The organism is Acinetobacter portensis, from assembly GCF_010646905.1.
GTDB lineage: Bacteria > Pseudomonadota > Gammaproteobacteria > Pseudomonadales > Moraxellaceae > Acinetobacter > Acinetobacter portensis.
Window position 1 is genome coordinate 1,814,037 of the sequence record NZ_JAAARQ010000002.1, and the last position, 25,045, is coordinate 1,839,081.

General features: G+C 39.7%; 17 protein-coding genes, 6 tRNA genes and 3 rRNA genes. 22 read left to right on the forward strand and 4 right to left on the reverse strand.

The window, feature by feature from the left end; all coding sequences use genetic code 11:
• Positions 1-34: 34 nt before the first annotated feature.
• On the reverse strand, positions 35-1,366 hold the full coding sequence (locus tag GTK57_RS08600; protein ID WP_163122712.1) for a Na+/H+ antiporter NhaC family protein: 1,332 nt from the start codon (positions 1,364-1,366) through the stop codon (positions 35-37).
• A 362-nt stretch (positions 1,367-1,728) separates the two neighbouring features.
• On the opposite strand from GTK57_RS08600, the gene trpA reads away from it, so the two are divergent.
• The 4 genes from trpA to GTK57_RS08620 are packed head-to-tail and all read left to right on the forward strand — an operon-like array spanning position 1,729 to position 5,709.
• Positions 1,729-2,532, forward strand: a complete 804-nt coding sequence (gene trpA, locus GTK57_RS08605) for a tryptophan synthase subunit alpha (protein ID WP_152874291.1) — start codon at positions 1,729-1,731, stop codon at positions 2,530-2,532.
• The gene (accD, locus tag GTK57_RS08610) at positions 2,529-3,425 is read left to right on the forward strand and encodes an acetyl-CoA carboxylase, carboxyltransferase subunit beta (RefSeq protein ID WP_152874292.1); all 897 of its coding nucleotides are present in this window, start codon (positions 2,529-2,531) and stop codon (positions 3,423-3,425) included. Before trpA ends, accD begins: the two co-directional genes overlap by 4 nt.
• On the forward strand, positions 3,422-4,705 hold the full coding sequence (folC, locus tag GTK57_RS08615) for a bifunctional tetrahydrofolate synthase/dihydrofolate synthase (protein ID WP_152874293.1): 1,284 nt from the start codon (positions 3,422-3,424) through the stop codon (positions 4,703-4,705). Before accD ends, folC begins: the two co-directional genes overlap by 4 nt.
• Positions 4,702-5,709, forward strand: coding sequence for an SPOR domain-containing protein (locus GTK57_RS08620; RefSeq protein ID WP_152874294.1), 1,008 nt, complete (start codon positions 4,702-4,704; stop codon positions 5,707-5,709). Before folC ends, GTK57_RS08620 begins: the two co-directional genes overlap by 4 nt.
• Positions 5,710-5,726: 17 nt before the next feature.
• On the opposite strand, the gene GTK57_RS08625 is transcribed toward GTK57_RS08620, so the two are convergent.
• The gene (locus GTK57_RS08625) at positions 5,727-6,308 is read right to left on the reverse strand and encodes a dual specificity protein phosphatase family protein (RefSeq protein WP_152874295.1); all 582 of its coding nucleotides are present in this window, start codon (positions 6,306-6,308) and stop codon (positions 5,727-5,729) included.
• A gap of 156 nt (positions 6,309-6,464) precedes the next feature.
• Positions 6,465-7,100 (reverse strand): peroxiredoxin, encoded by a 636-nt coding sequence (locus tag GTK57_RS08630; protein ID WP_152874296.1) that lies wholly within the window; start codon positions 7,098-7,100, stop codon positions 6,465-6,467.
• A 330-nt stretch (positions 7,101-7,430) separates the two neighbouring features.
• Here GTK57_RS08630 and secA point away from each other — a divergent pair, with 330 nt between their 5' ends.
• From secA to GTK57_RS08670, 8 genes are all read left to right on the forward strand, one after another.
• Entirely contained in the window at positions 7,431-10,142 is a 2,712-nt protein-coding gene (gene secA / locus GTK57_RS08635) for a preprotein translocase subunit SecA (protein WP_152874297.1), read from the forward strand.
• Between the two features lie 159 nt (positions 10,143-10,301).
• Positions 10,302-10,601, forward strand: coding sequence for a hypothetical protein (locus tag GTK57_RS08640; RefSeq protein WP_152874298.1), 300 nt, complete (start codon positions 10,302-10,304; stop codon positions 10,599-10,601).
• A 171-nt stretch (positions 10,602-10,772) separates the two neighbouring features.
• Entirely contained in the window at positions 10,773-11,993 is a 1,221-nt protein-coding gene (gene argJ / locus GTK57_RS08645; RefSeq protein ID WP_152874299.1) for a bifunctional glutamate N-acetyltransferase/amino-acid acetyltransferase ArgJ, read from the forward strand.
• Between the two features lie 140 nt (positions 11,994-12,133).
• Positions 12,134-13,201, forward strand: coding sequence for a quinolinate synthase NadA (gene nadA, locus GTK57_RS08650; protein WP_152874300.1), 1,068 nt, complete (start codon positions 12,134-12,136; stop codon positions 13,199-13,201).
• A gap of 153 nt (positions 13,202-13,354) precedes the next feature.
• Positions 13,355-13,431: transfer RNA gene (locus GTK57_RS08655), tRNA-Pro, on the forward strand.
• A gap of 46 nt (positions 13,432-13,477) precedes the next feature.
• Positions 13,478-13,554 (forward strand) — tRNA-Arg (locus GTK57_RS08660).
• A gap of 43 nt (positions 13,555-13,597) precedes the next feature.
• Positions 13,598-13,673 (forward strand) — tRNA-His (locus GTK57_RS08665).
• Positions 13,674-13,676: 3 nt separating this feature from the next.
• Positions 13,677-13,753 (forward strand) — tRNA-Pro (locus tag GTK57_RS08670).
• 202 nt (positions 13,754-13,955) lie between these two features.
• Here GTK57_RS08670 and GTK57_RS08675 read toward each other — a convergent pair.
• Entirely contained in the window at positions 13,956-14,615 is a 660-nt protein-coding gene (locus GTK57_RS08675) for a hypothetical protein (RefSeq protein ID WP_163122714.1), read from the reverse strand.
• Positions 14,616-15,064: 449 nt separating this feature from the next.
• On the opposite strand from GTK57_RS08675, the gene GTK57_RS08680 reads away from it, so the two are divergent.
• The 10 genes from GTK57_RS08680 to hisG all read left to right on the forward strand — a co-directional run bounded on the left by GTK57_RS08680 (position 15,065) and on the right by hisG (position 25,043).
• Positions 15,065-16,601, forward strand: a 16S ribosomal RNA gene (locus GTK57_RS08680).
• Between the two features lie 61 nt (positions 16,602-16,662).
• Positions 16,663-16,739, forward strand: a tRNA-Ile gene (locus GTK57_RS08685).
• A gap of 71 nt (positions 16,740-16,810) precedes the next feature.
• Positions 16,811-16,886 (forward strand) — tRNA-Ala (locus GTK57_RS08690).
• Positions 16,887-17,308: 422 nt separating this feature from the next.
• Positions 17,309-20,204: ribosomal RNA gene (locus GTK57_RS08695) — 23S ribosomal RNA — on the forward strand.
• A 165-nt stretch (positions 20,205-20,369) separates the two neighbouring features.
• A 5S ribosomal RNA gene (gene rrf / locus GTK57_RS08700) occupies positions 20,370-20,484 on the forward strand.
• The 16S, 23S and 5S rRNA genes sit together here with 2 tRNA genes alongside, the layout of an rRNA operon.
• A 260-nt stretch (positions 20,485-20,744) precedes the next feature.
• On the forward strand, positions 20,745-22,193 hold the full coding sequence (locus GTK57_RS08705) for an RNA polymerase factor sigma-54 (protein ID WP_163122717.1): 1,449 nt from the start codon (positions 20,745-20,747) through the stop codon (positions 22,191-22,193).
• Positions 22,194-22,367: 174 nt separating this feature from the next.
• Entirely contained in the window at positions 22,368-22,700 is a 333-nt protein-coding gene (gene hpf, locus GTK57_RS08710; RefSeq protein WP_152875032.1) for a ribosome hibernation-promoting factor, HPF/YfiA family, read from the forward strand.
• 135 nt (positions 22,701-22,835) lie between these two features.
• Positions 22,836-23,087 carry a BolA family iron metabolism protein IbaG gene (gene ibaG, locus GTK57_RS08715; RefSeq protein ID WP_152875031.1) on the forward strand — a complete coding sequence of 84 codons (252 nt, stop codon included), beginning with the start codon at positions 22,836-22,838 and terminating at the stop codon, positions 23,085-23,087.
• Between the two features lie 4 nt (positions 23,088-23,091).
• On the forward strand, positions 23,092-24,348 hold the full coding sequence (murA, locus tag GTK57_RS08720) for a UDP-N-acetylglucosamine 1-carboxyvinyltransferase (protein WP_163122720.1): 1,257 nt from the start codon (positions 23,092-23,094) through the stop codon (positions 24,346-24,348).
• Positions 24,348-25,043, forward strand: coding sequence for an ATP phosphoribosyltransferase (gene hisG / locus GTK57_RS08725; protein WP_152875029.1), 696 nt, complete (start codon positions 24,348-24,350; stop codon positions 25,041-25,043). Before murA ends, hisG begins: the two co-directional genes overlap by 1 nt.
• Positions 25,044-25,045: the final 2 nt, after the last annotated feature.

A 25,045-nucleotide genomic window follows, 5' to 3' on the forward strand; every position in this document is an offset into this window, starting at 1 on the left:
TGAAAGCGGTCTTCTTAAAGACCGCTTGAAAAATCTAAATTTGTTTTAATTTTGGAAAGCGAAAAATAATTGAAAGTAAAGCAAATATCGCGAGTACCCAACAATAATAAATACTACCAATGAGTTCTACAGGTGAAATTTTAGCAATAGAACACGCCAATAAAAGTTGAGCACCATAAGGAATTAAACCTTGCACAACACATGAAAAAATATCTAATAAAGCTGCAGCACGTTTAGGATCTACTCCATATTCTTTCGCAACTTCTCGTGCCATATCACCCGATAAAATAATGGCAACGGTGTTATTCGCAACAAATAAGTTAGAGAAGATTACAAGAAGGCTAATGCCAATTTCACCTGCACGTTGTCTACCTACTTTAAATAAGCGGGTAATTTTATAAATACGTTGAATTAACCATTCTAAACCACCTTCTTTTTGCATAATGGAAGATAAACCGCCCAAGAACATTGAAAGTAAGGCAACTTCGAACATACTGACAAAGCCGTCGTAAATTGCATTATTGAGCTTTAAAAAGTCAAAAGTTGTTGAGTCAATTAAACCAATAATTCCAGATAAAATCACACCAATGGTTAAAACAGCAAGTACGTGTAAACGTGTGAATGCCAATACAAAAACAGCAACATACGGCAGAATTAACCATAGGTCATAATCTTTATAATCAATGTTTTGTGCGCTATGACTTAACAGCATATAAATAAAAATAGTGATGATTGCGGCAGGAACAGCAATCCATACATTGACTCTAAACTTATCTCTAAGTTGAACTTTTTGACTATTTGTTGCAGCAATTGTGGTATCCGAAATCATAGACAAGTTATCGCCAAACATTGATCCACCAACGACTGCGCCAATGGCTAAAACAGGGGCAATATCTGTTGCTTGAGAAAAGCCAAATGCAATAGGCGCACACGCTGCAATAGTTCCCATTGATGTGCCCATTGCCGTTGCAATAAAAGCTGAAATGAGGAACAACATGGGTAGTACAAATGTAGGAGGAATAATCGATAAGCCCAGTTGTACCGTGGCATCTACACTACCAATGGCGCTACTTGTACTGGCAAATGCACCCGCAAGCATAAACACCATAAACATGAGAATTAAATTAGGATGACTCGCACCCTTTAAGAATTCATCAATACCTACGTTGAGTTTGTCTCTATATAGTAGAACCGCAACAATAATGGCAGGAATAGCAGCAACAGGTGCTTTAATTTGATAAAAAGCGAATTCTGTACCAATCATTGAATGGTAAATACCACTACCTAAAAACAGCGACAAAAAAACAATAAGGGGGAGCAGTGCAAGCGCGCGAGCGTGCACTTTATCAGGATGATCGGAGGTCATAGGAGATAAAAAAAATAAGAATGCGAATAGTATAATGCAGGTTTTGCTATTTCAGTAAATTTTAAATGTAAATGCTAAGTAATTTATTTATATGATTTTTATTGAATAAATCTAAGTTTATCTAAAATATCGGAAAATTCAGAAAAGCTAAAAATAGGCATCTTTGATCATTGTGTAAAAAAACGAAATATCGGTAAATGTACCTTTCGGATTGTTCTGATGAAGAAGATTTGCAAACAGAATATAAAAAGCAAAGTATTGAGTGCTATTCAATGACTAAAAAATAGCGTTACAATGCATTGTCTTGTATTTCTACAAAAGCAACTCCTCAGTTTTAAATAATTCAAGGAAAGTACAACCCTATGTCACGTTTAGCCACTCGATTTGCACAGCTTAAATCTCAACAGCGTAAAGCTTTAGTTTCGTATGTCATGGCAGGTGACCCTCAACCACAAGTAACGGTTCCGTTACTGCATAATATGGTTGAAGCAGGGGTAGATGTGATTGAACTTGGACTTCCTTTTTCAGACCCTATGGCAGATGGTCCAGTTATTGCCCTTGCAGCAGAACGTGCATTGGCAGGTGGAACAAATACTTTAGATGCTTTGAATATGGTGAAAGAGTTTCGTCAAAAAGATACAGAAACACCTGTTGTTTTAATGGGATATTTGAACCCTGTTGAAGTGATTGGTTATGAAAAATTTGTATCTTATGCTAATGAATGTGGTGTCGATGGTGTTCTACTTGTAGATTTACCACCAGAAGAAGCGCATGACTTAGATGTAGTTTTGAAAAAGTTTGATATGGATCAAATTTTCTTACTTGCACCAACATCTACAGATCAACGTATTAAACACGTTGTGAAACAGGCAAGCGGTTTTATCTACTATGTATCTTTGAAAGGCGTTACAGGTGCGGCAACCTTAGATGTTTCTGAAGCTGCTGCGCGTATTGAAAAAATTAAAGCTGAAACAAATCTTCCAGTCGGTGTTGGTTTTGGTATTAGCGATGCTGCCTCTGCAAAAGCAATGGGCGGTGTAGCAGATGCTGTAATTGTAGGAAGTGCTTTTGTAAAACAATTTGCGAACTTAACACCAGAACAAGCCGCTATAGAAACGGTTAATAAAGTTAAGGAGCTTCGAGCTGCGCTCGATGAGTTAGTATGAGTCAAGAAGTGAAAACAGGGAAGATTCTTAGCCCTACTACGCCGTGGACAGATCGTGCTGTTCCAAGTATTCATGTTCCAGATGAACAGCAAGTATATAAATCTACATTTACTGAACCGACTATCGAATGTTCGGAGTGTCATGCTTTAGTGACGCGTACAGCGATGTCTTTCAATGCTTTTGTTTGTCCGCAATGTGATGAACATTTACGCATGAAAGCGCGTGATCGTTTAAATTGGTTCTTCGATCAAGTTGATAATGAACTTGGTCAAGAATTTAAAGCCAAAGACCCACTTAAATTTGTAGACAGCAAGCCATATCCAGATCGTATGTCGGAAGCTCAAACAAAAACAGGTGAAACTGAAGCACTTGTTGTAATGCAAGGCTTATTGAAAAGTGTACCGATGATTGCGTGTGCTTTTGAGTTTGACTTTATGGGCGGTTCAATGGGTACGGTTGTTGGAGATCGTTTTGTTCAAGCTGCAGAGCGTGCAATTCAATCGAAACAACCTTTAATTTGCTTTGCTGCCTCAGGTGGTGCACGTATGCAAGAAGGGATGTTATCTCTGATGCAAATGGCACGTACATCTGCTGCAATTCAACGTATGAAAGAAGCAGGTTTACCGTATATTGTTGTATTAACACATCCTGTTTATGGTGGCGTAACAGCATCACTTGCAATGTTAGGCGATGTACATATTGCTGAACCTAAAGCGATGATTGGTTTTGCAGGTAAACGTGTTATTGAACAAACAGTTCGTGAAAAATTGGAAGAACCGTTCCAACGTGCTGAGTATTTACTTGATCATGGTGTAATCGATCAAATCGTACACCGTCACGCATTACGTGATACTGTATATCGCATTGTGACGAAATTGATGAATTTGCCTTGAACAAAGCACCACTTGCAACAGACTCTTTAAACACATGGCTCGATTATTGGAGCCATGTTCACGTTACGGGTATTGATTTAGGTTTGGAACGCGTTATTCCTGTTGCTGAAAAGCTAGGTGTAACTCGTCCAAATTCGAAAGTTTTTACTGTTGCAGGAACAAATGGTAAAGGCTCTACAAGCACAACTTTAGCGGCAATATTACAAGCGCAAGGCTATAACGTAGGTCTTTATCAATCACCGCATATTTATCGTTTTAATGAACGTGTGAAATTATCGGGTATAGAGGTTGATGATCAAGCTTTGGTCGATGCCTTTGTTCAGGTCGATGATGCACGTCGTGAATGTGACTTATCTTTATCATTTTTTGAAGCAACAACACTGGCCGCATTTGTTATTTTTAAAGATAAAAAATGTGATGCTTGGGTGCTTGAAGTGGGGTTAGGCGGACGACTAGATGTTGTTAATGTTGTCGATCCTAATGTTGCCGTTATTACCAATATTGGTTTAGATCATACCGATTGGCTAGGCGATACTATTGAGAAAATTGCATTTGAAAAAGCAGGAATTATTCGTCCGAATATTCCCGTAATTTTTGGTGGATCACAAGACATTCCTCAAGCTATTTTAAATAAAGCAAATGAGTGTAATGCATCTTTATCTGCGGTAAATCGTGATTACTTTTATCGTTTTACTGAAGATGGTCAGGCATGGATGTTTGCCTCTACAGGTTGCACATTAAAATTACCATTGGGTGCTTTAGCTCTCGAAAATATTTCTACTGCTGTTGCTGCTATTCTTGTGAGTGGTTTAGACATTAAGCAAGAAGCAATAGTACAAGGTATTCAACAAGCAAAATTACAAGGTCGATTTGAAATTCGACAAGTTGAAGGCAAAACCGTTATTTTTGATGCAGGACATAACCCACATGGTGTTGAGTTCTTGTTAAAACAATTGAAAAATTATTTGAATTACAATAAACAGTTCACTGAGGTGATCAGTGTTTTTTCAATGTTGACAGATAAAGACATAAATTCAGTTGCGCAGCTGTTGAAAGATACTGTATTAATGTGGAAAATTGCGCCATTAACAGTGCCTCGTGCAGCAACAATTCATCAACTTGATGAAGCATTAAAAGATCAAAATTTACAGCACTTTGAAAGTGTAAAGTTGGCGTTTAAATCAGCACTTGATGAATCGAAAAATAATCAGCTGATCCTTGTGTGTGGTTCATTCCACACCTTGGAAGCCGTATGGGAGTATTTGGAAGAATGTCAATGAACAACAAGCAGCGTTGGATGGGTGGCGTTGTTTTATTAGGTGGTGGTATTTTGTTGGCAGCCTTGCTTTTGAAGGGCAAAGAAGAAATACATCAAAACCAAGCCGAGCCCCAACTTGTTGAGCAAGTTCAACAATCAAATAAGTCAAATGAAGCTGAAATGATTCAACTTCAACCTTTAACTGTGGATGTTGAAACAGAAAAACGCTTGCTTGAAGAACAGAAACGTTCACGTGAAAAAGCAGTTGCAGAGCAAGAAGCAAGAGCAGCTGAATTTTTAGCAACTCAGCAACAAGCCGAAGCAGAAGCTGCGCGTAAAGCCGCAGAAGAATATGCTGCTATGAATACGCGCAGAACAGGTGCGAATCAAAGCTCTGACAATATTCCGCCAGAGCTTGTTGAAGATGAAAAAATTAAACAAAAGCGTATTGCTGAGGAAAAGTTGGCGGCTCAAAAAAAGTTAGATCAGCAGAAAGTAACGCAATTAAAGGCTGATGATGTTAAAAAAGATGCTGAGAAAAAACGCCAAGCTGAATTAGATCGTCAAGCAGAAGATAAGAAAAAAACTGAAGCTGAAGCGAAACAGAAAGCCAATGAAAAATTGAAAGCTGAGGAAAAGCGTAAAGCGGATGAGAAATTAAAGTCTGAGGAAAAGCGAAAAGCAGATGAGAAGTTAAAGTCTGAAGAAAAACGCAAAGCTGAAGCAAAGAAAAAAGCAGAGGCAGATAAAGCACGTAATTTGCTAGAAAATGGTGATAAGCAATGGATGGTTCAAGTTGCTTTAGCCGTAAATGAGGCAAATGCAGATGCTGTTGCTGCAAAATTAAGATCGAAAGGTTTTAAAGTCACCAAGAGTCCAACTTCAAAAGGGATTCGTATCATGGTTGGCCCATCTAAAGATCGTGAAACCGCAGATGCAGCACGTAAGAAAATTGCAGCCGATGCTAGCCTAGGAATGAAATCTGCTTGGGTAATCGATTGGGTTCCTTTAGATAAGAGAAATTAATTCAATTTAGCTGTTTTTTAAGATGGATTCGATACTTGTTGTCGAATCCATCTTATATTTTCAGGGCTAAAGATTTTTTCAATATTAATCCAAATAGGGTGAAACCCATATCCACCATATTTCATTTCATTTAACGCGTCTTCTGTTGTCCAGTTTTCAAAAATAATTCGATACATGGCGATAGAGGCTCCCGTTCTATCCGAACCGTGATAACAATGAATTAAAACTTTTTGATTACTTGCTTGAGCACTTTGAATTGTTTTCATAACTTCCAATAAATCATCGCGATTCATTGCCCATGTATTTACGGGTATATGTATTAATTTTAACTTTTGATTTTTGAGTATTTCAGAATCTTTATCTCTACTTCTTAAGTTAATTACTACATCGATTTTATGTTTTTTTAAGTCTGGTATAAGTGATGATACGGGTTGCTCACTACGATAGACGAAGGAACTCATCTCATAAAAATTATGATTAGAATTAATAGATTTGCCCCAATGACTTGGACGAGATTCAATTGGTAGTGTTGGTGATTCAACACAGCCAGTAAATATCAAAGATGAAAAAATTAAAAAGGTGAATGTGATTTTTTTCATATTTTTTATAAATTATGAGATTTGTTTATATTAATTAATTTTAAAAATAAAAGAAACTTAATTTAAGGAAAATAAAAAAACCCGCCATCAGGCAGGTTTAATAAATATTAGAAACTTGGCTCGTCAAAGGAAGCTTCTAAAAGAAAGTATGAAAGATCATTCCGGTTGAGCTGTTAAGCGTAAATATGGTTTTACTGCTGTATAACCTTTAGGGAAACGTTGCTGAATTTCAGCCTCATCTTTTAATGAAGGAACAATTACAACATCATCGCCATGTTGCCAATTGGCAGGCGTTGCAACTTTATGGTTGTCGGTCAGTTGTAAGGAATCGACTACACGTAAAATTTCATTAAAGTTACGACCTGTAGATGCAGGGTAGGTAATAATCAAACGTACTTTTTTATTTGGATCGATAATGACAAGCGAGCGAACAGTAAGGGTTTCACTTGCATTAGGATGAATGAAATCATACAGCGTAGATACTTTACGATCTTGATCGGCAATAATTGGAAAGTTTACGGTCGCATTTTGAGTTTCATTAATGTCTTGAATCCAACCATGATGTGATTCAACGGAATCGACAGAAAGAGCAATTGCTTTTACGCCACGCTTTGAAAACTCATCTTTTAGTTTTGCAGTAAAACCAAGCTCCGTTGTACATACTGGCGTGTAATCGGCAGGATGTGAAAATAGAATTCCCCAGCTATTGCCTAAAAATTCATAAAAGTTAATTTGTCCCAAGCTAGAATCTTGTGTGAAATCAGGTGCGATATCGCCTAAACGTAAACTCATTTTTGCCTCAGAATATTGGAAATGTTATTTGTTGAAAATAATATGGATGATTTCTTTAGCTAAATAAAATATGTTTTTATGTGTTGTTTATCTCTTTATTAGATATGTTTGAATTAACTGCTTTAAAAAACAAGCGATAAAATCAGGACTTATCTATATATAGAAAGATTAAAATTTGATACATTGTTTCCCCTTAGGTTTCAGTGTTTAGCAACGCGAAGATTATTTTTATATTGGTTTTGTGCAAAACCCTTGTACTTCAAATTTCTAACACCATAATAACGACTAAGAAAAACTTATTTTGATAAGCAAGATTTAGAGAGTCTATTCATGTTGGCAAGTCTGATCGGAGGAATCTTCGGTACTAAAAATGAGCGCGAACTTAAACGCATGCGCAAAATTGTTGAAAAAGTTAATGCGCTCGAGCCGACGATATCAGCTTTAAGTGATGCGGACTTATCTGCAAAAACCGAAGAATTTAAAAAACGTTATAACACTGGCGAAAGTCTAGATAAGTTATTACCAGAAGCGTTTGCAGTTTGCCGTGAAGCAGCAAAACGTATTATGGGAATGCGCCATTATGACGTTCAGTTGGTAGGTGGTATTACACTTCACGAAGGTAAAATTGCAGAAATGCGTACCGGTGAAGGTAAAACACTGATGGGTACACTAGCTTGCTATTTAAATGCAATTAGTGGTCAAGGCGTTCACGTGATTACTGTGAATGACTATTTGGCGCAACGTGATGCCGAGTTAAACCGTCCATTATTTGAATTTTTAGGTTTAAGCATTGGTGTAATTTACTCAATGCAAGACCCGATGGAAAAAACGGAAGCCTACAAAGCCGACATTACTTACGGTACAAATAACGAATTTGGTTTTGACTATCTTCGTGACAACATGGTGTTCTCTCTTGGTGAGAAAAAACAGCGCGGTTTAATTTATGCAATTATTGATGAGGTTGACTCAATCTTAATTGATGAAGCGCGTACACCACTGATTATTTCAGGTCAAAGTGATGATTCATCTCAGCTTTATGCTGCGATCAACTCAATTCCACCAAAGTTGAAGCCACAGAAAGAAGAAAAAGTGGCAGATGGTGGTCACTTCTGGATTGATGAAAAACAACGTTCAGTTGAAATGACTGAAATTGGTTTTGAAACAGTTGAAAATGAACTTATTGAGATGGGTTTATTAGCAGAAGGTGAAAGCTTATATTCTTCATCTAATTTGAACCTTGTTCACCATGTGACTGCTGCAATTCGTGCGCATTATTTATATCAACGTAATGTTCAATACATCATTAATGATGGTGAAGTGATTATTGTTGATGAAAATACAGGTCGTACAATGCCTGGTCGTCGTTGGTCTGAAGGTTTGCATCAAGCTGTAGAAGCAAAAGAAGGCTTAGAAATTCAGCCCGAAAACCAAACCTTGGCAACAACAACATTCCAAAACTATTTCCGTCTATACAAAAAACTGTCAGGCATGACAGGTACTGCAGATACTGAAGCTGCAGAAATGAAAGAAATTTATGGTTTAGATGTTGTTCTTATTCCAACGCACCGTCCAATGGTTCGTAAAGATGAAAACGATTTAATTTACCTAAATCGTAATGGTAAATATTCAGCAATTATTAAAGAAATTCAGCGTGTTCATGAGTCAGGTGTTGCACCTATTCTTATTGGTACAGCAACCATTGAAGCATCTGAAATTCTATCGGATAAACTTCGTGATGCTGGTATTGCGCATGAAGTGTTAAACGCAAAACAACACGAACGTGAAGCAGATATTATTGCGCAAGCAGGTGCTCCACGTGCTGTGACAATTGCAACAAACATGGCAGGTCGTGGTACAGATATTTTACTTGGTGGTAACTGGAAAGCACTTCTTGCAAAAATTGAAGAACCTACTAGTGAAGATGAAGCTCGTTTAAAAGCTGAATGGGAAAAAAACCATGATGCTGTTCTTGCATCTGGTGGTTTACACATTATTGGTTCAGAGCGTCATGAATCACGTCGTATTGATAATCAGCTTCGTGGTCGTGCAGGTCGTCAAGGTGACCCAGGCGTTTCACGTTTTTACCTATCACTTGAAGATGACTTAATGCGTATTTTCGCTGGTGATCGTATTGTGGGTATGATGCGTGCGATGGGTTTAACGGAAGATGAAGCGATTGAACACAAAATGGTGTCTCGTTCTATCGAAAATGCGCAACGCAAAGTAGAAGCGCGTAACTTTGATATTCGTAAAAACTTATTGAAATACGATGATGTAAACAACGAACAGCGTAAAATCATCTACTCACAACGTGATGAAATTCTAGCTGAAAGTACACTTCAAGAATACGTTGAAGAAATGCATCAAGAAGTCGTTAAAGGTTTAATTGCAGATTATATTCCGCCTGAGTCTATTCATGATCAGTGGGATATTGAAGGTCTTGAAGCTGCATTACGTGATGACCTTGGTGTTGAGCTACAAGTTTCTCGTTGGTTAGAGGAAGATCGTCGCTTAGATGAAGAAGCTCTTGTTGAACGTATCTACGATGAAATTCTGCAGCGTTACCGTGGTCGTCGTGAACAAATGGGTGATGAATCTGCAGCAATGCTTGAACGTCATTTCATGTTGGGTGCATTAGATCGCCATTGGAAAGATCACCTTGCTGCAATGGATTACTTACGCCAAGGGATTCATTTACGTGGTTATGCACAAAAAAATCCTGAGCAAGAATACAAAAAAGAAGCATTTAACTTATTTGTAAATATGTTGGGTGTGATTAAGTCAGATGTTGTAATGGACTTATCTCGTATTCATGTGCCAACGGCTGAAGAATTAGCGGCTTTGGAAGCACAACAGCAGGCTCAAGCAGAAGCAATGAAATTGAATCTTTCACATGCCGATGTTGATGGTTTTATCGAAGAATCATCTGAAGAAGAATCTCAACAAATAACTGAAGATGAGATAACTCCACCTGTCAGCAGAAATGCGCCATGTCCTTGTGGTTCAGGAAATAAATATAAGCAGTGTCACGGTAAAATTTAATTTGAATTAAATTTTATTTAACAAAAAAGCAGAACACTCGGTTCTGCTTTTTTGTTATGAATAGAGCAGAAAGGGCTCAGTCATTTCGATTAATAATTGAAGTTCAGCGCATTAAGTGATATTTAATGGCACATTGAAATTTAATATATGGAAACCATAATGAAAAAAGTATTAAAAACACTCATGATTGCTGCATTGGCAGTTCCTTCTTTTGCATTTGCAAATACTGAAAAATCGGTAAATCAAGTACCTGTTATCGATGGTAAAGTAACGGTTGCAAGCCCGCGTACAGGTATTCAGTATAAAATTGATAATCCAAATCAACGTCCTGTGTTAATTCAAACAGAAGCGATTGCACCTGCTACATCAGCAACAGCAGATCGTATTGTGGCATCTAATCCTGCTTTATCTGATGAAAGTCAAAAAAATGCGAAAAAGGCATTATTAGCTGCACAATAATTTAAAATATTTGATATTTAAAACCAGCCTCAAGGCTGGTTTTTTTGATATACGCGATTAAAATTTATAAATCATAATAAAAACTCACTCTTGGTTTGCTTTTGCTCGATTTTTCGATGAATTTCTAATAAGCTGTGGTTTTCTATATAAAACTAATTTGGAAGTTTTAAAATGGCTGTAGGTGACGTATCTATGCCGCAAATGCATGCGGTGAAAGGTGTAAAAATTGGTTCGGCTGAAGCGTATGTACGTTACCAAAACCGACGTGACCTTGTTATTTTTGAATTTGCAGAAGGTTCAAATGTTGCAGGTGTATTTACGCAAAATGCATTTTGTGCAGCACCTGTACATCTCTCTAAAGCGCATCTAAAAATTACCAATCCACGTTATCTTGTAATTAATACAGGAAATGCCAATGCGGGTACTGGTAAAACAGGCATGGCAAATGCAGAAGCAACGTGTGCGAAGCTAGCAGAACTTGCGGGTGTATCTACATCCGAAGTTTTACCATTCTCTACGGGTGTGATTGGTGAGCAGCTTCCAATTGAGCGTTTGGTTAATGGTTTACAACCTGCATTAGAAAGCTTAAATGAAAATGCTTGGTTAGATGCTGCAACAGGCATTATGACCACAGATACAACACCAAAAGGTGCATCTGAGCAATTTGAAATAGATGGTGTGATATACACCATGACGGGTATCTCAAAAGGTGCAGGCATGATTCGTCCAAATATGGCGACCATGTTGAGCTATGTTGCTACAGATGCACCTATCAGTCGTGAACTTGTTCAACAACTGTTAAATGAAACTGTAAATGTATCATTTAACCGTATTACGGTAGATGGTGATACATCTACAAATGATTCATGTATTTTTGTGGCAACAGGGCAGGCAGGCGGTGCTGAAATTGCATCGACTCATGATGTACGTTATGCAACTGTTCTCGAAGTGCTTACACGTGTTATGAAACGTTTGGCTCAACTTATTGTTCGTGATGGTGAAGGCGCAACGAAATTCATTACTGTTGCGGTTGAAGGCGGTGGAAATACGCAAGAATGCTGTGATATTGCTTATAGCATTGCACATTCACCATTGGTAAAAACGGCAATTTTTGCATCAGATCCAAACTGGGGGCGTATTTTGGCTGCCATTGGTTATGCAGGCGTGCCAAATTTAGATGTTGAAAAAATTCAAGTTTGGTTGGATGATGTACAAATCTGTAAAGATGGCGGTGCAGCTGAAGACTATACGGAAGCAGAAGGTGCACGTGTCATGTCTCAAACTGAAATGACGATTCGAGTTGATTTAGGTCGAGGGCAAGCCAAAGATACGGTATATACCTGTGATTTATCATATGATTATGTCAAGATTAATGCAGATTATCGTTCTTAAAGCTAAATTTAAACAAAGCCTCCGTTGTGAGGCTTTTTTATAACTGCTACTTTTTACTTGCTGGTCAAAAAACTTAAAAATTGATCAGATATTAGGATCACTTACATAACGTAAGCAATATGGATAGAGAAGACGTTGTTATGAATAATGCGACCAACAACTTAATTGCTAATGAAGCTAAATCAATTGTACAGGCGCATTTAGATCGCTTAGGTGAATCTAAAGACTCTCATTTAACCGAAGAAGTTAAACAAGAAAAATTTGCTCAAATTAAAGCAGAATTAGAAAAGCAAAATGCGGTATTGGTTGCGCATTATTATTGTGATCCTGAAGTACAAGAATTAGCAGAACTTACAGGTGGATGTGTTTCAGATTCATTGGAAATGGCACGTTTTGGTAGAGATCATCCTGCAAAAACGCTTGTTGTTGCAGGTGTTAAATTTATGGGCGAAACATCTAAAATTTTATCTCCTGAAAAAACAGTGCTCATGCCAACACTAGAAGCGACCTGCTCTTTAGATTTGGGTTGTCCTGTGGATGAATTTACTAAATTCTGTGATGAACATCCTGACTATACGGTTGTGGTCTATGCCAATACTTCTGCTGCTGTAAAAGCACGAGCAGATTGGGTGGTCACGTCAAGTTGTGCTGTAGAAATTATTGAACACCTAGATGGTTTGGGTGAAAAAATAATTTGGGCACCAGATCAGCATTTAGGGCGTTATATTCAAAAGAAAACAGGCGCAGATATGCTGCTTTGGGACGGTTCATGCATTGTGCATGAAGAATTCCGTGCACGTGGTATTGAAAACATGAAAGCTTTATATCCAGATGCAGCTGTCTTGGTTCATCCTGAGTCGCCAGAATCTGTAATTGACATTGCAGATGCAGTAGGTAGCACATCTCAACTTATTAAAGCGGCTAAAACATTGCCACATGAAAGACTGATTGTTGCAACAGACCGTGGTATTTTTTACAAAATGCAACAAGCTGTACCCAATAAGATTTTAATTGAAGCACCAACAGCAGGAGAAGGGGCAACGTGTCGTTCTTGTGCGCATTGTCCGTGGATGGCAATGAATGAATTGGATGGAATTTTAGAAGTCTTGCAAAAAAAGGATCAAGAAATCTTTGTTGATTCTGTTTTAGCAACACGTGCAAAGCTACCTTTAGACCGAATGTTGAGCTTTAGTGCTGCATTAAAATAAAGAAATTGATTAAAAAATATGTAAAATGCTTGATAAATAAACGGTTGAAGCATTTTTTTGATTTTTTTTAAATATAGGTGTTGACGTCTTTAGGCGTCACGCCTAGAATGCACACCGTACCGAACGAGATGTTTGATACAAGCTGAGATGAATCGGAGCATAGCACAGCCTGGTAGTGCACCTGGTTTGGGACCAGGGGGTCGTAGGTTCGAATCCTACTGCTCCGACCAATTCCTCAAGGCAAAGAAAAGCTTGATATTTTATATCAGCGGTAATGCGCCTGTAGCTCAGTTGGATAGAGCATCCGCCTTCTAAGCGGATGGTCACAGGTTCGAATCCTGTCAGGCGCGCCATTTGGTACGTTTGATCATAGAATCTGAAAAGCTTGTTGTAATGGTGATTGTAGCTCAGTTGGTAGAGCCCCGGATTGTGATTCCGGTTGTCGAGGGTTCGAGCCCCTTCATTCACCCCAATTCGGAGCATAGCACAGCCTGGTAGTGCACCTGGTTTGGGACCAGGGGGTCGTAGGTTCGAATCCTACTGCTCCGACCAACTTTAAATAAGTTGGTCGAAATAAAAGATACCGCGTTAAGCGGTTTTTTTATGCCTGAAATTTGCGTTTTATAGAATTAAGATAAAATCTAAAATCTAAAATCTAAAATCTAAAATCTAAAATCTAAAATCTAAAATCTAAAATCTAAAATCTAAAATCTAAAATCTAAAATCTAAAATCTAAAAATTTTACTTGTTTTGCTTATATAGATAGCATTTCCTTGATTCCTTGATTCCTTGATTCTTGATTCCTTGATTCCTTGATTTTTTCCTTGATTCTTGATTCCTTGATTCCTTGATTCCTTGATTCTTGATTCCTTGATTCCTTGATTCCTTGATTCCTTGATTCCTTGATTCCTTGATTCCTTGATTCCTTGATTCCTTGATTCCTTGATTCCTTGATTCCTTGATTCCTTGATTCCTTGATTCCTTGATTCCTTGATTCTTGATTCCTTGATTCCTTGATTCCTTGATTCCTTGATTCCTTGATTCCTTGATTCCTTGATTCCTTGATTCCTTGATTCCTTGATTCCTTGATTCCTTGATTCCTTGATTCCTTGATTCCTTGATTCCTTGATTCCTTGATTCCTTGATTTTTTTTGATTCTTGATTCCTTGATTCTTTTTTTTTTGATTCCTTGATTCCTTGATTCCTTGATTCCTTGATTCCTTGATTCCTTGATTCCTTGATTCCTTGATTCCTTGATTCCTTGATTCCTTGATTCCTTTTGCTGAGGTGGGAGGGTGGATGATTCAAATAATCCAATATTAATTATTGGTATTGAGTTTATCTGGGATTTGTAGGCATGGGAAAAGAGTAAATCAAATAAATTTCTATATAATTTCGTCTCATTTATGACCAAAAGATAATAAAAAGTGGTTATTTTGTAGAATAAATAAACAGACGGATAAAAAAAGAGAAATAAATTAAAAAAGGGGGTTGCGTTGGGTAGGGAATGCTGTAGAATGCACATCCATCGGCGGTGATGAAGATTAAAACTTCTGATAAAACAGCAACTTAGCATGAAGTGTTAAGATTGGGTTTTAGAAAGAAAGTTTAAAATAATTTGAAATTACTAGTTGACTTTCTAGAGATAGAGAGTAATATAGCTGACCTAGCTTGCTACTGACGAAGTAGCAAGAAGATCATTAAGAGATTATGAAGAACAACTTGTGTGGATTTTTACTGGTTGATCGATCGAAATTATTTTCATTGATTGAATGGTAGAAATTACTCGAAGTTTATTTGAGAAATATTTGTCAGAAAATTGATGAGCCAAGATTGGTGCCCTTTAAGGCACTAAGCAATATTAAACTGAAGAGTTTGATCATGGCTCAGATTGAACGCTGGCGGCAGGCTTAACACATGCAAGTCGAGCGGGGAAAGGTAGCTTGCTACCTAACTTAGCGGCGGACGGGTGAGTAATGCTTAGGAATCTGCCTATTAGTGGGGGACAACAGTTGGAAACGGCTGCTAATACCGCATACGCCCTACGGGGGAAAGCAGGGGATCTTCGGACCTTGCGCTAATAGATGAGCCTAAGTCAGATTAGCTAGTTGGTGGGGTAAAGGCCTACCAAGGCGACGATCTGTAGCGGGTCTGAGAGGATGATCCGCCACACTGGGACTGAGACACGGCCCAGACTCCTACGGGAGGCAGCAGTGGGGAATATTGGACAATGGGGGGAACCCTGATCCAGCCATGCCGCGTGTGTGAAGAAGGCCTTTTGGTTGTAAAGCACTTTAAGCGAGGAGGAGGCTACTTAGATTAATACTCTAGGATAGTGGACGTTACTCGCAGAATAAGCACCGGCTAACTCTGTGCCAGCAGCCGCGGTAATACAGAGGGTGCGAGCGTTAATCGGATTTACTGGGCGTAAAGCGTGCGTAGGTGGTCTTTTAAGTCGGATGTGAAATCCCTGAGCTTAACTTAGGAATTGCATTCGATACTGGGAGACTAGAGTATGGGAGAGGATGGTAGAATTCCAGGTGTAGCGGTGAAATGCGTAGAGATCTGGAGGAATACCGATGGCGAAGGCAGCCATCTGGCCTAATACTGACACTGAGGCACGAAAGCATGGGGAGCAAACAGGATTAGATACCCTGGTAGTCCATGCCGTAAACGATGTCTACTAGCCGTTGGGGTCTTTGAGACTTTAGTGGCGCAGCTAACGCGATAAGTAGACCGCCTGGGGAGTACGGTCGCAAGACTAAAACTCAAATGAATTGACGGGGGCCCGCACAAGCGGTGGAGCATGTGGTTTAATTCGATGCAACGCGAAGAACCTTACCTGGTCTTGACATAGTAAGAACTTTCCAGAGATGGATTGGTGCCTTCGGGAGCTTACATACAGGTGCTGCATGGCTGTCGTCAGCTCGTGTCGTGAGATGTTGGGTTAAGTCCCGCAACGAGCGCAACCCTTTTCCTTATTTGCCAGCACTTCGGGTGGGAACTTTAAGGATACTGCCAGTGACAAACTGGAGGAAGGCGGGGACGACGTCAAGTCATCATGGCCCTTACGACCAGGGCTACACACGTGCTACAATGGTCGGTACAAAGGGTTGCTACCTCGCGAGAGGATGCTAATCTCAAAAAGCCGATCGTAGTCCGGATCGCAGTCTGCAACTCGACTGCGTGAAGTCGGAATCGCTAGTAATCGCGGATCAGAATGCCGCGGTGAATACGTTCCCGGGCCTTGTACACACCGCCCGTCACACCATGGGAGTTTGTTGCACCAGAAGTAGGTAGTCTAACCGTAAGGAGGACGCTTACCACGGTGTGGCCGACGACTGGGGTGAAGTCGTAACAAGGTAGCCGTAGGGGAACCTGCGGCTGGATCACCTCCTTAACGAAAGATTGACGATTGGTAAGAATCCACAACAAGTTGTTCTTCATGAAGATGTATCTGAGGGTCTGTAGCTCAGTTGGTTAGAGCACACGCTTGATAAGCGTGGGGTCACAAGTTCAAGTCTTGTCAGACCCACCAAATCTGACTAACGCAGTATGAGAGTACTGAGCAAACAGAAAGCAAAGATACATTGAATCTAATGATAAGCTGGGGACTTAGCTTAGTTGGTAGAGCGCCTGCTTTGCACGCAGGAGGTCAGGAGTTCGACTCTCCTAGTCTCCACCATCACATCATTGACTACTTGGTAGTCAAATGAATGTAAGATGAGCTAAGAAACATACAAACAGCTAGATAGCTTATAGAGATTAACAAGTATAAGCGTTAATATACGCGGACTTGGTAATCTCTGTGATTTATCACAGTTTCTAGACCTGACGAAGGCTAGAGCAATCATTAACAGATTAATTTGAGTTGAAATAAATTGTTTAAGGCTCAGAACTGAATTGAATTTAGCAGTAACTTGTTACTGTTGAGTGAAATGAAGAACTGAGAAACTAGCGATTAACTGAATCAAGCGTTTTGGTATATGAATCTAATAGAAGCTGTACTGTAGTTAAATCTACGGACAACAAACTGTATGAGTGTGTTGAAAGACACAATCTGTTGTTATCCTCCTTGTAGGGATTAACGACTGTTTGGGGTTGTATAGTCAAGTAATTAAGTGCATGTGGTGGATGCCTTGGCAGTCAGAGGCGATGAAAGACGTAATAGCCTGCGATAAGCTCCGGGGAGGCGGCAAATATCCTGTGATCCGGAGATTTCTGAATGGGGAAACCCACTTAGCATAAGCTAGGTATCATACACTGAATACATAGGTGTATGAGGCGAACGAGGGGAAGTGAAACATCTCAGTACCCTTAGGAAAAGAAATCAATTGAGATTCCCTCAGTAGCGGCGAGCGAACGGGGAACAGCCCATTAAGTCATATAAGCTTTAGTGGAACGCTCTGGGAAGTGCGACCGTAGTAGGTGATAGTCCTGTACACGAAAGGGCTTATATGATGATGACGAGTAGGGCGGGGCACGTGAAACCTTGTCTGAATATGGGGGGACCATCCTCCAAGGCTAAATACTCCTGACTGACCGATAGTGAACCAGTACCGTGAGGGAAAGGCGAAAAGAACCCCTGTGAGGGGAGTGAAATAGATCCTGAAACCGCATGCATACAAGCAGTGGGAGCCGGCATTGCGTCCGGTGACTGCGTACCTTTTGTATAATGGGTCAGCGACTTATGTTCAGTAGCGAGGTTAACCGAATAGGGGAGCCGTAGAGAAATCGAGTCTTAATAGGGCGAATTAGTTGCTGGGCATAGACCCGAAACCAGGTGATCTATCCATGAGCAGGTTGAAGGTTGGGTAACACTAACTGGAGGACCGAACCCACTGTCGTTGAAAAGCCAGGGGATGACTTGTGGATAGGGGTGAAAGGCTAATCAAACTTGGTGATAGCTGGTTCTCCCCGAAAGCTATTTAGGTAGCGCCTCGGACGAATACCATTGGGGGTAGAGCACTGTTTCGGCTAGGGGGTCATCCCGACTTACCAAACCGATGCAAACTCCGAATACCAATGAGTACTATCCGGGAGACAGACTGCGGGTGCTAACGTCCGTAGTCAAGAGGAAAACAATCCAGACCGCCAGCTAAGGCCCCAAAATTGTAGTTAAGTGGGAAACGATGTGGGAAGGCATAGACAGCTAGGAGGTTGGCTTAGAAGCAGCCACCCTTTAAAGAAAGCGTAATAGCTCACTAGTCGAGTCGGCCTGCGCGGAAGATGTAACGGGGCTAAAACTACATGCCGAAGCTGCGGATTTGCAATTTATTGCAAGTGGTAGGGGAGCGTTCTGTAAGCCGATGAAGGTGTATTGAGAAGTATGCTGGAGGTATCAGAAGTGCGAATGCTGACGTGAGTAACGACAAAGCGAGTGAAAAACTCGCTCGCTGAAAGACCAAGGGTTCCAGTCCAACGTTAATCGGGGCTGGGTGAGTCGACCCCTAAGGCGAGGCCGAGAGGCGTAGTCGATGGGAAATTGGTTAATATTCCAATACTTCTGTGTAATGCGATGAGAGGACGGAGAAAGTTAAGTCAGCCTGGCGTTGGTTGTCCAGGTGAAAGGTTGTAGGCATGTATCTTAGGCAAATCCGGGGTACTCTATGCTGAGAACTGATAGCAAGCTAATTTATTAGCGAAGTGGCTGATACTATACTTCCAGGAAAAGTCTCTAAGCTTCAGTTACACAGGAATCGTACCCGAAACCGACACAGGTGGTCAGGTCGAGTAGACCAAAGCGCTTGAGAGAACTCTGCTGAAGGAACTAGGCAAAATGGTACCGTAACTTCGGGAGAAGGTACGCTGTCGACGGTGACGGAATTTACTTCCTGAGCGGTTGACAGCCACAGAAACCAGGCCCCTGCAACTGTTTATTAAAAACATAGCACTCTGCAAACACGAAAGTGGACGTATAGGGTGTGATGCCTGCCCGGTGCTGGAAGGTTAATTGATGGGGTTAGCGTAAGCGAAGCTCTTGATCGAAGCCCCAGTAAACGGCGGCCGTAACTATAACGGTCCTAAGGTAGCGAAATTCCTTGTCGGGTAAGTTCCGACCTGCACGAATGGCATAATGATGGGGGCGCTGTCTCCAGCAGAGACTCAGTGAAATCGAATTCGCCGTGAAGATGCGGTGTACCCGCGGCTAGACGGAAAGACCCCGTGAACCTTTACTGCAGCTTGACATTGAACTTTGATCTTACTTGTGTAGGATAGGTGGGAGGCTTTGAAGTCGTGACGCTAGTTGCGATGGAGCCAATCTTGAAATACCACCCTGGTAATATTGAGGTTCTAACTCTGCTCCATAATCTGGAGCGAGGACCATGTCTGGTGGGTAGTTTGACTGGGGCGGTCTCCTCCTAAAGAGTAACGGAGGAGTACGAAGGTGCGCTCAGCGTGGTCGGAAATCACGCGTAGAGTATAAAGGCAAAAGCGCGCTTAACTGCGAGACCCACAAGTCGAGCAGGTACGAAAGTAGGTCTTAGTGATCCGGTGGTTCTGTATGGAAGGGCCATCGCTCAACGGATAAAAGGTACTCTGGGGATAACAGGCTGATACCGCCCAAGAGTTCATATCGACGGCGGTGTTTGGCACCTCGATGTCGGCTCATCTCATCCTGGGGCTGAAGCAGGTCCCAAGGGTATGGCTGTTCGCCATTTAAAGAGGTACGCGAGCTGGGTTTAGAACGTCGTGAGACAGTTCGGTCCCTATCTACCGTGGGCGTTGGAAATTTGAGAGGATCTGCTCCTAGTACGAGAGGACCAGAGTGGACGAACCTCTGGTGTACCGGTTGTGACGCCAGTCGCATCGCCGGGTAGCTATGTTCGGAAGGGATAACCGCTGAAAGCATCTAAGCGGGAAGCCTACCTCAAGATAAGATTTCCCAAGGACTTTATGTCCTCTAAAGAGCCGTTGAAGACTACGACGTTGATAGGTTGGATGTGGAAGTGCAGTGATGCATGAAGCTGACCAATACTAATTGCTCGTGAGGCTTGACTATACAACACCCAAACAGTTGTTGTTTCGAAAGATTTCAAAGCAAAATGCTTGATTTAGTGAACGCTAGAACTTAAACTTTAACTCAAATATCTGTTAATAACTCATTTGACGAAAGCTAGGCATGCGAAAGCAATTAAGACCATAGCGAGTAAGCATAAACAGTTGTGCTGGCGACAATAGCAAGAGTGAACCACCTGATCCCTTCCCGAACTCAGAAGTGAAACCTCTTAGCGCTGATGGTAGTGTGGGGTTACCCATGTGAGAGTAAGTCATCGCCAGCTCATTAATTCTAAAACACCCCCTGTCTTATGACAGGGGGTGTTTTTTTATGGGTGATATTTTAATTTTTATAGAAGAAATTTAACAAACCTTAAGCTGAGTCCTTCGTAGTAAATATTTTTAGCATATAAATCGATTCTTAGCACTTAATATTGGTATATTTTTCATCTAATTTGTATAAAAAATATTAAAAACATGTTATAAAAAATTAAAACGGCATAAATATTGCTTAAAGTAAAAGCTATAAATAGAGTAGGGTTATATGAAGTTATCGCTTGGGATGAGAGTTGCAAATTCATTATCTTTAACACCTCAATTGCAACAAGCTATTCGATTACTTCAACTATCTAGTTTGGAACTAGAACAAGAAATTCAAATTCAACTTGATAGTAATCCGTTGTTAGAAAAAATAGAAGAGCTGGAAAATATAGAAAGCTTAGATGCTATTGAAGATCAAGAAGAAAAAGACTTAACAAATGAGTTAAATGCTGATTATTTACCAGATGATCTTCCTGTAGATACCGATTGGGATGATATTTACACGCATCAACCAACAAGTCTTGGTGCTATTGATTTTGAAGAGCGTGAAGATAATCGACAAGGTAGCTTAACTTTACAAGAACATATGCTTGAGCAAATTAATTTACTTCATTTTTCACTGATAGATAAATTAATTGCACATTGTATTGTCGATTCTTTAGATGAAAAAGGATTTTTAGATTGTGATATTTCAGAGATTACTGCATCTGTACAACATCTTTTAGAATCAATGGATTATGATGATGAAGTAGAAGATGCAGAGGTATTAGCGGTACTAAAGTCGATTCAACGTTTGGATCCTATTGGTATTGCATCTAGAAATCTTGCGGAATGTCTATTGTTGCAATTAGAAAGCTTAGCCGTGCATACCTTATATAGAAATGAGGCTATGCTGTTAATAAATCATTATGAGTTATTGATTTCAAATGATTTAGCTAAGTTAATGAAACAAACAGGATTAAGTAAAGATCAACTAAAATCAGCAATTTCATTATTAAAAAGTTTAAAAGCTTATCCTGGTGCCGATTTTGAAAATAAAGATTTAGATTATCAAATTCCGGATGTTGTTGTTCAAAAGAAAAATGATCATTGGTTTGTGCAGCTAAATCCTGATGTTATGCCGAAACTACGCGTTAATTCTTTTTATTCTAATATGATTAAACGTGCCGACCAAAGTGATGATAATCAGTATTTAAGAAATCATATGTTGGAAGCAAAAAACTTTATAAAAAGTGTGGATGAACGACATAAAACTTTATTAAAGGTTGCAACGTGTATTGTTGAGCATCAACGGAATTTTTTTGAAATTGGTGCTGAGGGAATGAAGCCTTTAGTTTTACGAGAAATTGCTGAAGAAGTCGAATTACATGAATCGACAATTTCACGAGTAACCACCAATAAGTATATGCTGACACCTCGTGGGCTTTTTGAATTGAAATATTTTTTCTCGAGTCATGTAGGAACGAGTAGTGGTGGAGAAGCATCATCTATTGCAATTCGAGCGAAAATTAAAAAGCTTATTTCAGAAGAAAATTCACGTAAGCCATTGTCAGATAATGTGATTGCAAATATGTTGAATGCTGATGGTATTGAGGTTGCAAGAAGAACGGTCGCGAAATATCGCGAATCGTTACATATTCCTTCATCTTCTGAGAGAAAAGTCTTGATCTAAAATTTAAAATCTGACTATTCTAGAGATTCATTATGACGACATAATGAATCTCTTTTTTATTTAAGGATTAGTTAGAATGATTTGATTTTTATTTGTAAGAACTTTTTCTTTCACTTTATTGAATCGTTCTAATTATGACTTTTCGACTCTTAAAAAAAGGTGAGGGATAGTGCTATGCAAATTACAATTCGTGGTCATCATTTAACAATCACCGATGCAATAGAAAAAGATATCCGTTGTAAATTCAAGGATATGACGAAGCATTTAGATCAAATCAATAGTATGCAAGTTAAGCTATCTAAAGATCACCAAGTTGATAAACATTCAAAACGTGGTAGTTTAAATCATATTGCAGAAGCCATTATTCGATTGCCGGGTATTGAGTTGTTTGCGCAAGCATCTGCTGATGATATGTATACTTCAATTAAAAAATTAACTGAAAAATTGAAGCGCCAACTCGATAAACATCGAAAAATGCAACTCGTTTATCAGCCTTTAGCTGTATAGTTTAATCTTTAAACGGAAAGAGGTTTCAAATAACCTCTTTTTTTATTGGTATAATGCAACAGCAGATGAATTATTTTTTATATTTATAGTAAAATGGCGGGTTTTACACCGTCGGTCCTATAAGAGGTCTTTGTGATGAATAGTGAACAGCTCACTGATATTTTAAAAGCTGCTTTTCCAGAGGCTGAAGTTGCTGTAAGTGGGCAGGGCGGAAAATTTGATCTTCGTATTGTAGATGAACAATTTGAAGGCAAACGTCCCGTTGCTCGTCAACAATCTGTTTATGCACCGTTAAATTCATATATTGCCAGTGGTGAAGTACACGCAGTTACTATTCGCGCAATGACTAAAGAAGAATGGCGTAAAGCAAGCTTATTCGGAGCTTAATACATTGGATAAATTTTTAATTCAGGGCGGCATTAAGCTCGAAGGTGAAGTGCGTATTTCTGGTGCAAAAAATGCAGCATTACCACTTTTAGCAGCAATGATCCTTGCGGATACACCAACTACACTTACAAATGTACCAGATCTAAAAGATGTGAATACATTGGTGAAGTTGATTGCAGGTCTTGGTATCACCATGAAATATGAAGGTGATACGGTAGTTGCAGATACATCTACCTTAGACAATCAGTTTGCACCATATGAGCTTGTGAAAACAATGCGCGCATCTATTTTGGTGCTTGGTCCATTGTTGGCGCGTTATGGTAGTGCGCAGGTTTCGTTACCTGGTGGTTGCGCTATTGGTTCTCGTCCAGTCGATCAACATCTTAAAGCTTTAGAAGCGTTGGGTGCTGAAATTGAAGTTGAAAATGGTTATGTACATGCCAAAGTTAACGGACGTTTAAAAGGTGGTGAAGTTGTTTTTGATATGGTTACCGTTGGTGGTACAGAAAACATTTTAACTGCTGCGGTTTTAGCGGATGGTGTAACAACTATTCGTAATGCTGCACGTGAACCTGAAATTACAGATCTTGCAAACATGCTTATTGCGATGGGTGCAAAAATTGAAGGTCTAGATACAGATACTTTAGTGGTTACAGGCGTTGAAAGCTTACATGGCTGTGAATATGCCGTTGTTGCTGACCGTATTGAAACAGGTTCATATTTAGCTGCTGCTGCTATTACGGGCGGTCGTGTTAAAACAACACATACTGATCCAACATTAATGGAAGCTGTACTCGAAAAGTTTGAAGAAATGGGTGCAGAAGTGACCCGTGGTGATGACTGGATCGAGCTAGATATGATGGGTAAACGTCCGAAAGCAGTGAGCTTCCGTACTTTGCCACATCCTGAATTCCCTACAGATATGCAAGCACAGATCATGGCGGTTAACGCGATTGGTCGTGGTTTTGCGACAGTTTCAGAAACGATTTTCGAAAATCGTTTTATGCATGTACCTGAGTTAGCACGAATGGGCGCAAACATTCAGGTTGAAGGTAATGATGCTGTGATCACAGGTGTAGAAAAACTTTCTGCAGCACCTGTAATGGCAACAGATTTACGAGCTTCATTCTCTTTGGTATTGGCTGCATTAGCTGCTGAAGGTGAAACGATCATCGATCGTATTTATCATATCGACCGTGGATATGAAAATATTGAAGCAAAATTACAAGGTATTGGTGCCCAAATTAAGCGAGTAGATTAATGAGCGATATGAGAAACGATGATCCTAATTTTGATGTAATGGGAAATTTTGATCATGGTTTAACTTTAGCATTAAGTAAAGGACGTATCTTAAAAGAGACTTTACCATTGCTAGAAACAGCAGGGATTAACTTATTAGAAGATCCAGATAAATCGCGTAAGTTAATTTTTCCTACAACACATAAACATGTACGTATTTTAATTTTACGTGCATCAGACGTACCGACTTATGTTGAAAATGGTGCTGCTGATATTGGTGTTGCGGGTAAAGATGTATTGATGGAACACGGTGCGCAAAACGTATATGAACCATTAGACTTAAAAATTGCTGTTTGTAAATTAATGACAGCAGGTAAGGTTGGAATGGAACGTCCGAAAGGTCGTTTAAAAATTGCCACTAAATATGTAAATTTAACGCGTCAATATTATGCAAGCTTAGGTGAGCAAGTTGATGTGATTAAACTTTATGGTTCTATGGAGCTTGCTCCACTTGTTGGTTTGGGCGATTACATTGTCGATGTTGTAGACACAGGTAATACTTTACGTGCCAATGGTTTAGAGCCACTTGAAGAAATTTGCCAAGTATCTTCACGTTTAATTGTGAATAAAGCGAGCTTTAAGCGTAAGCAAGCTTTGTTGAATCCAATTCTTGCGCAACTTGAAAAAGCTGTGGAAGAGCGTGAAGCGAAAAAATAAGT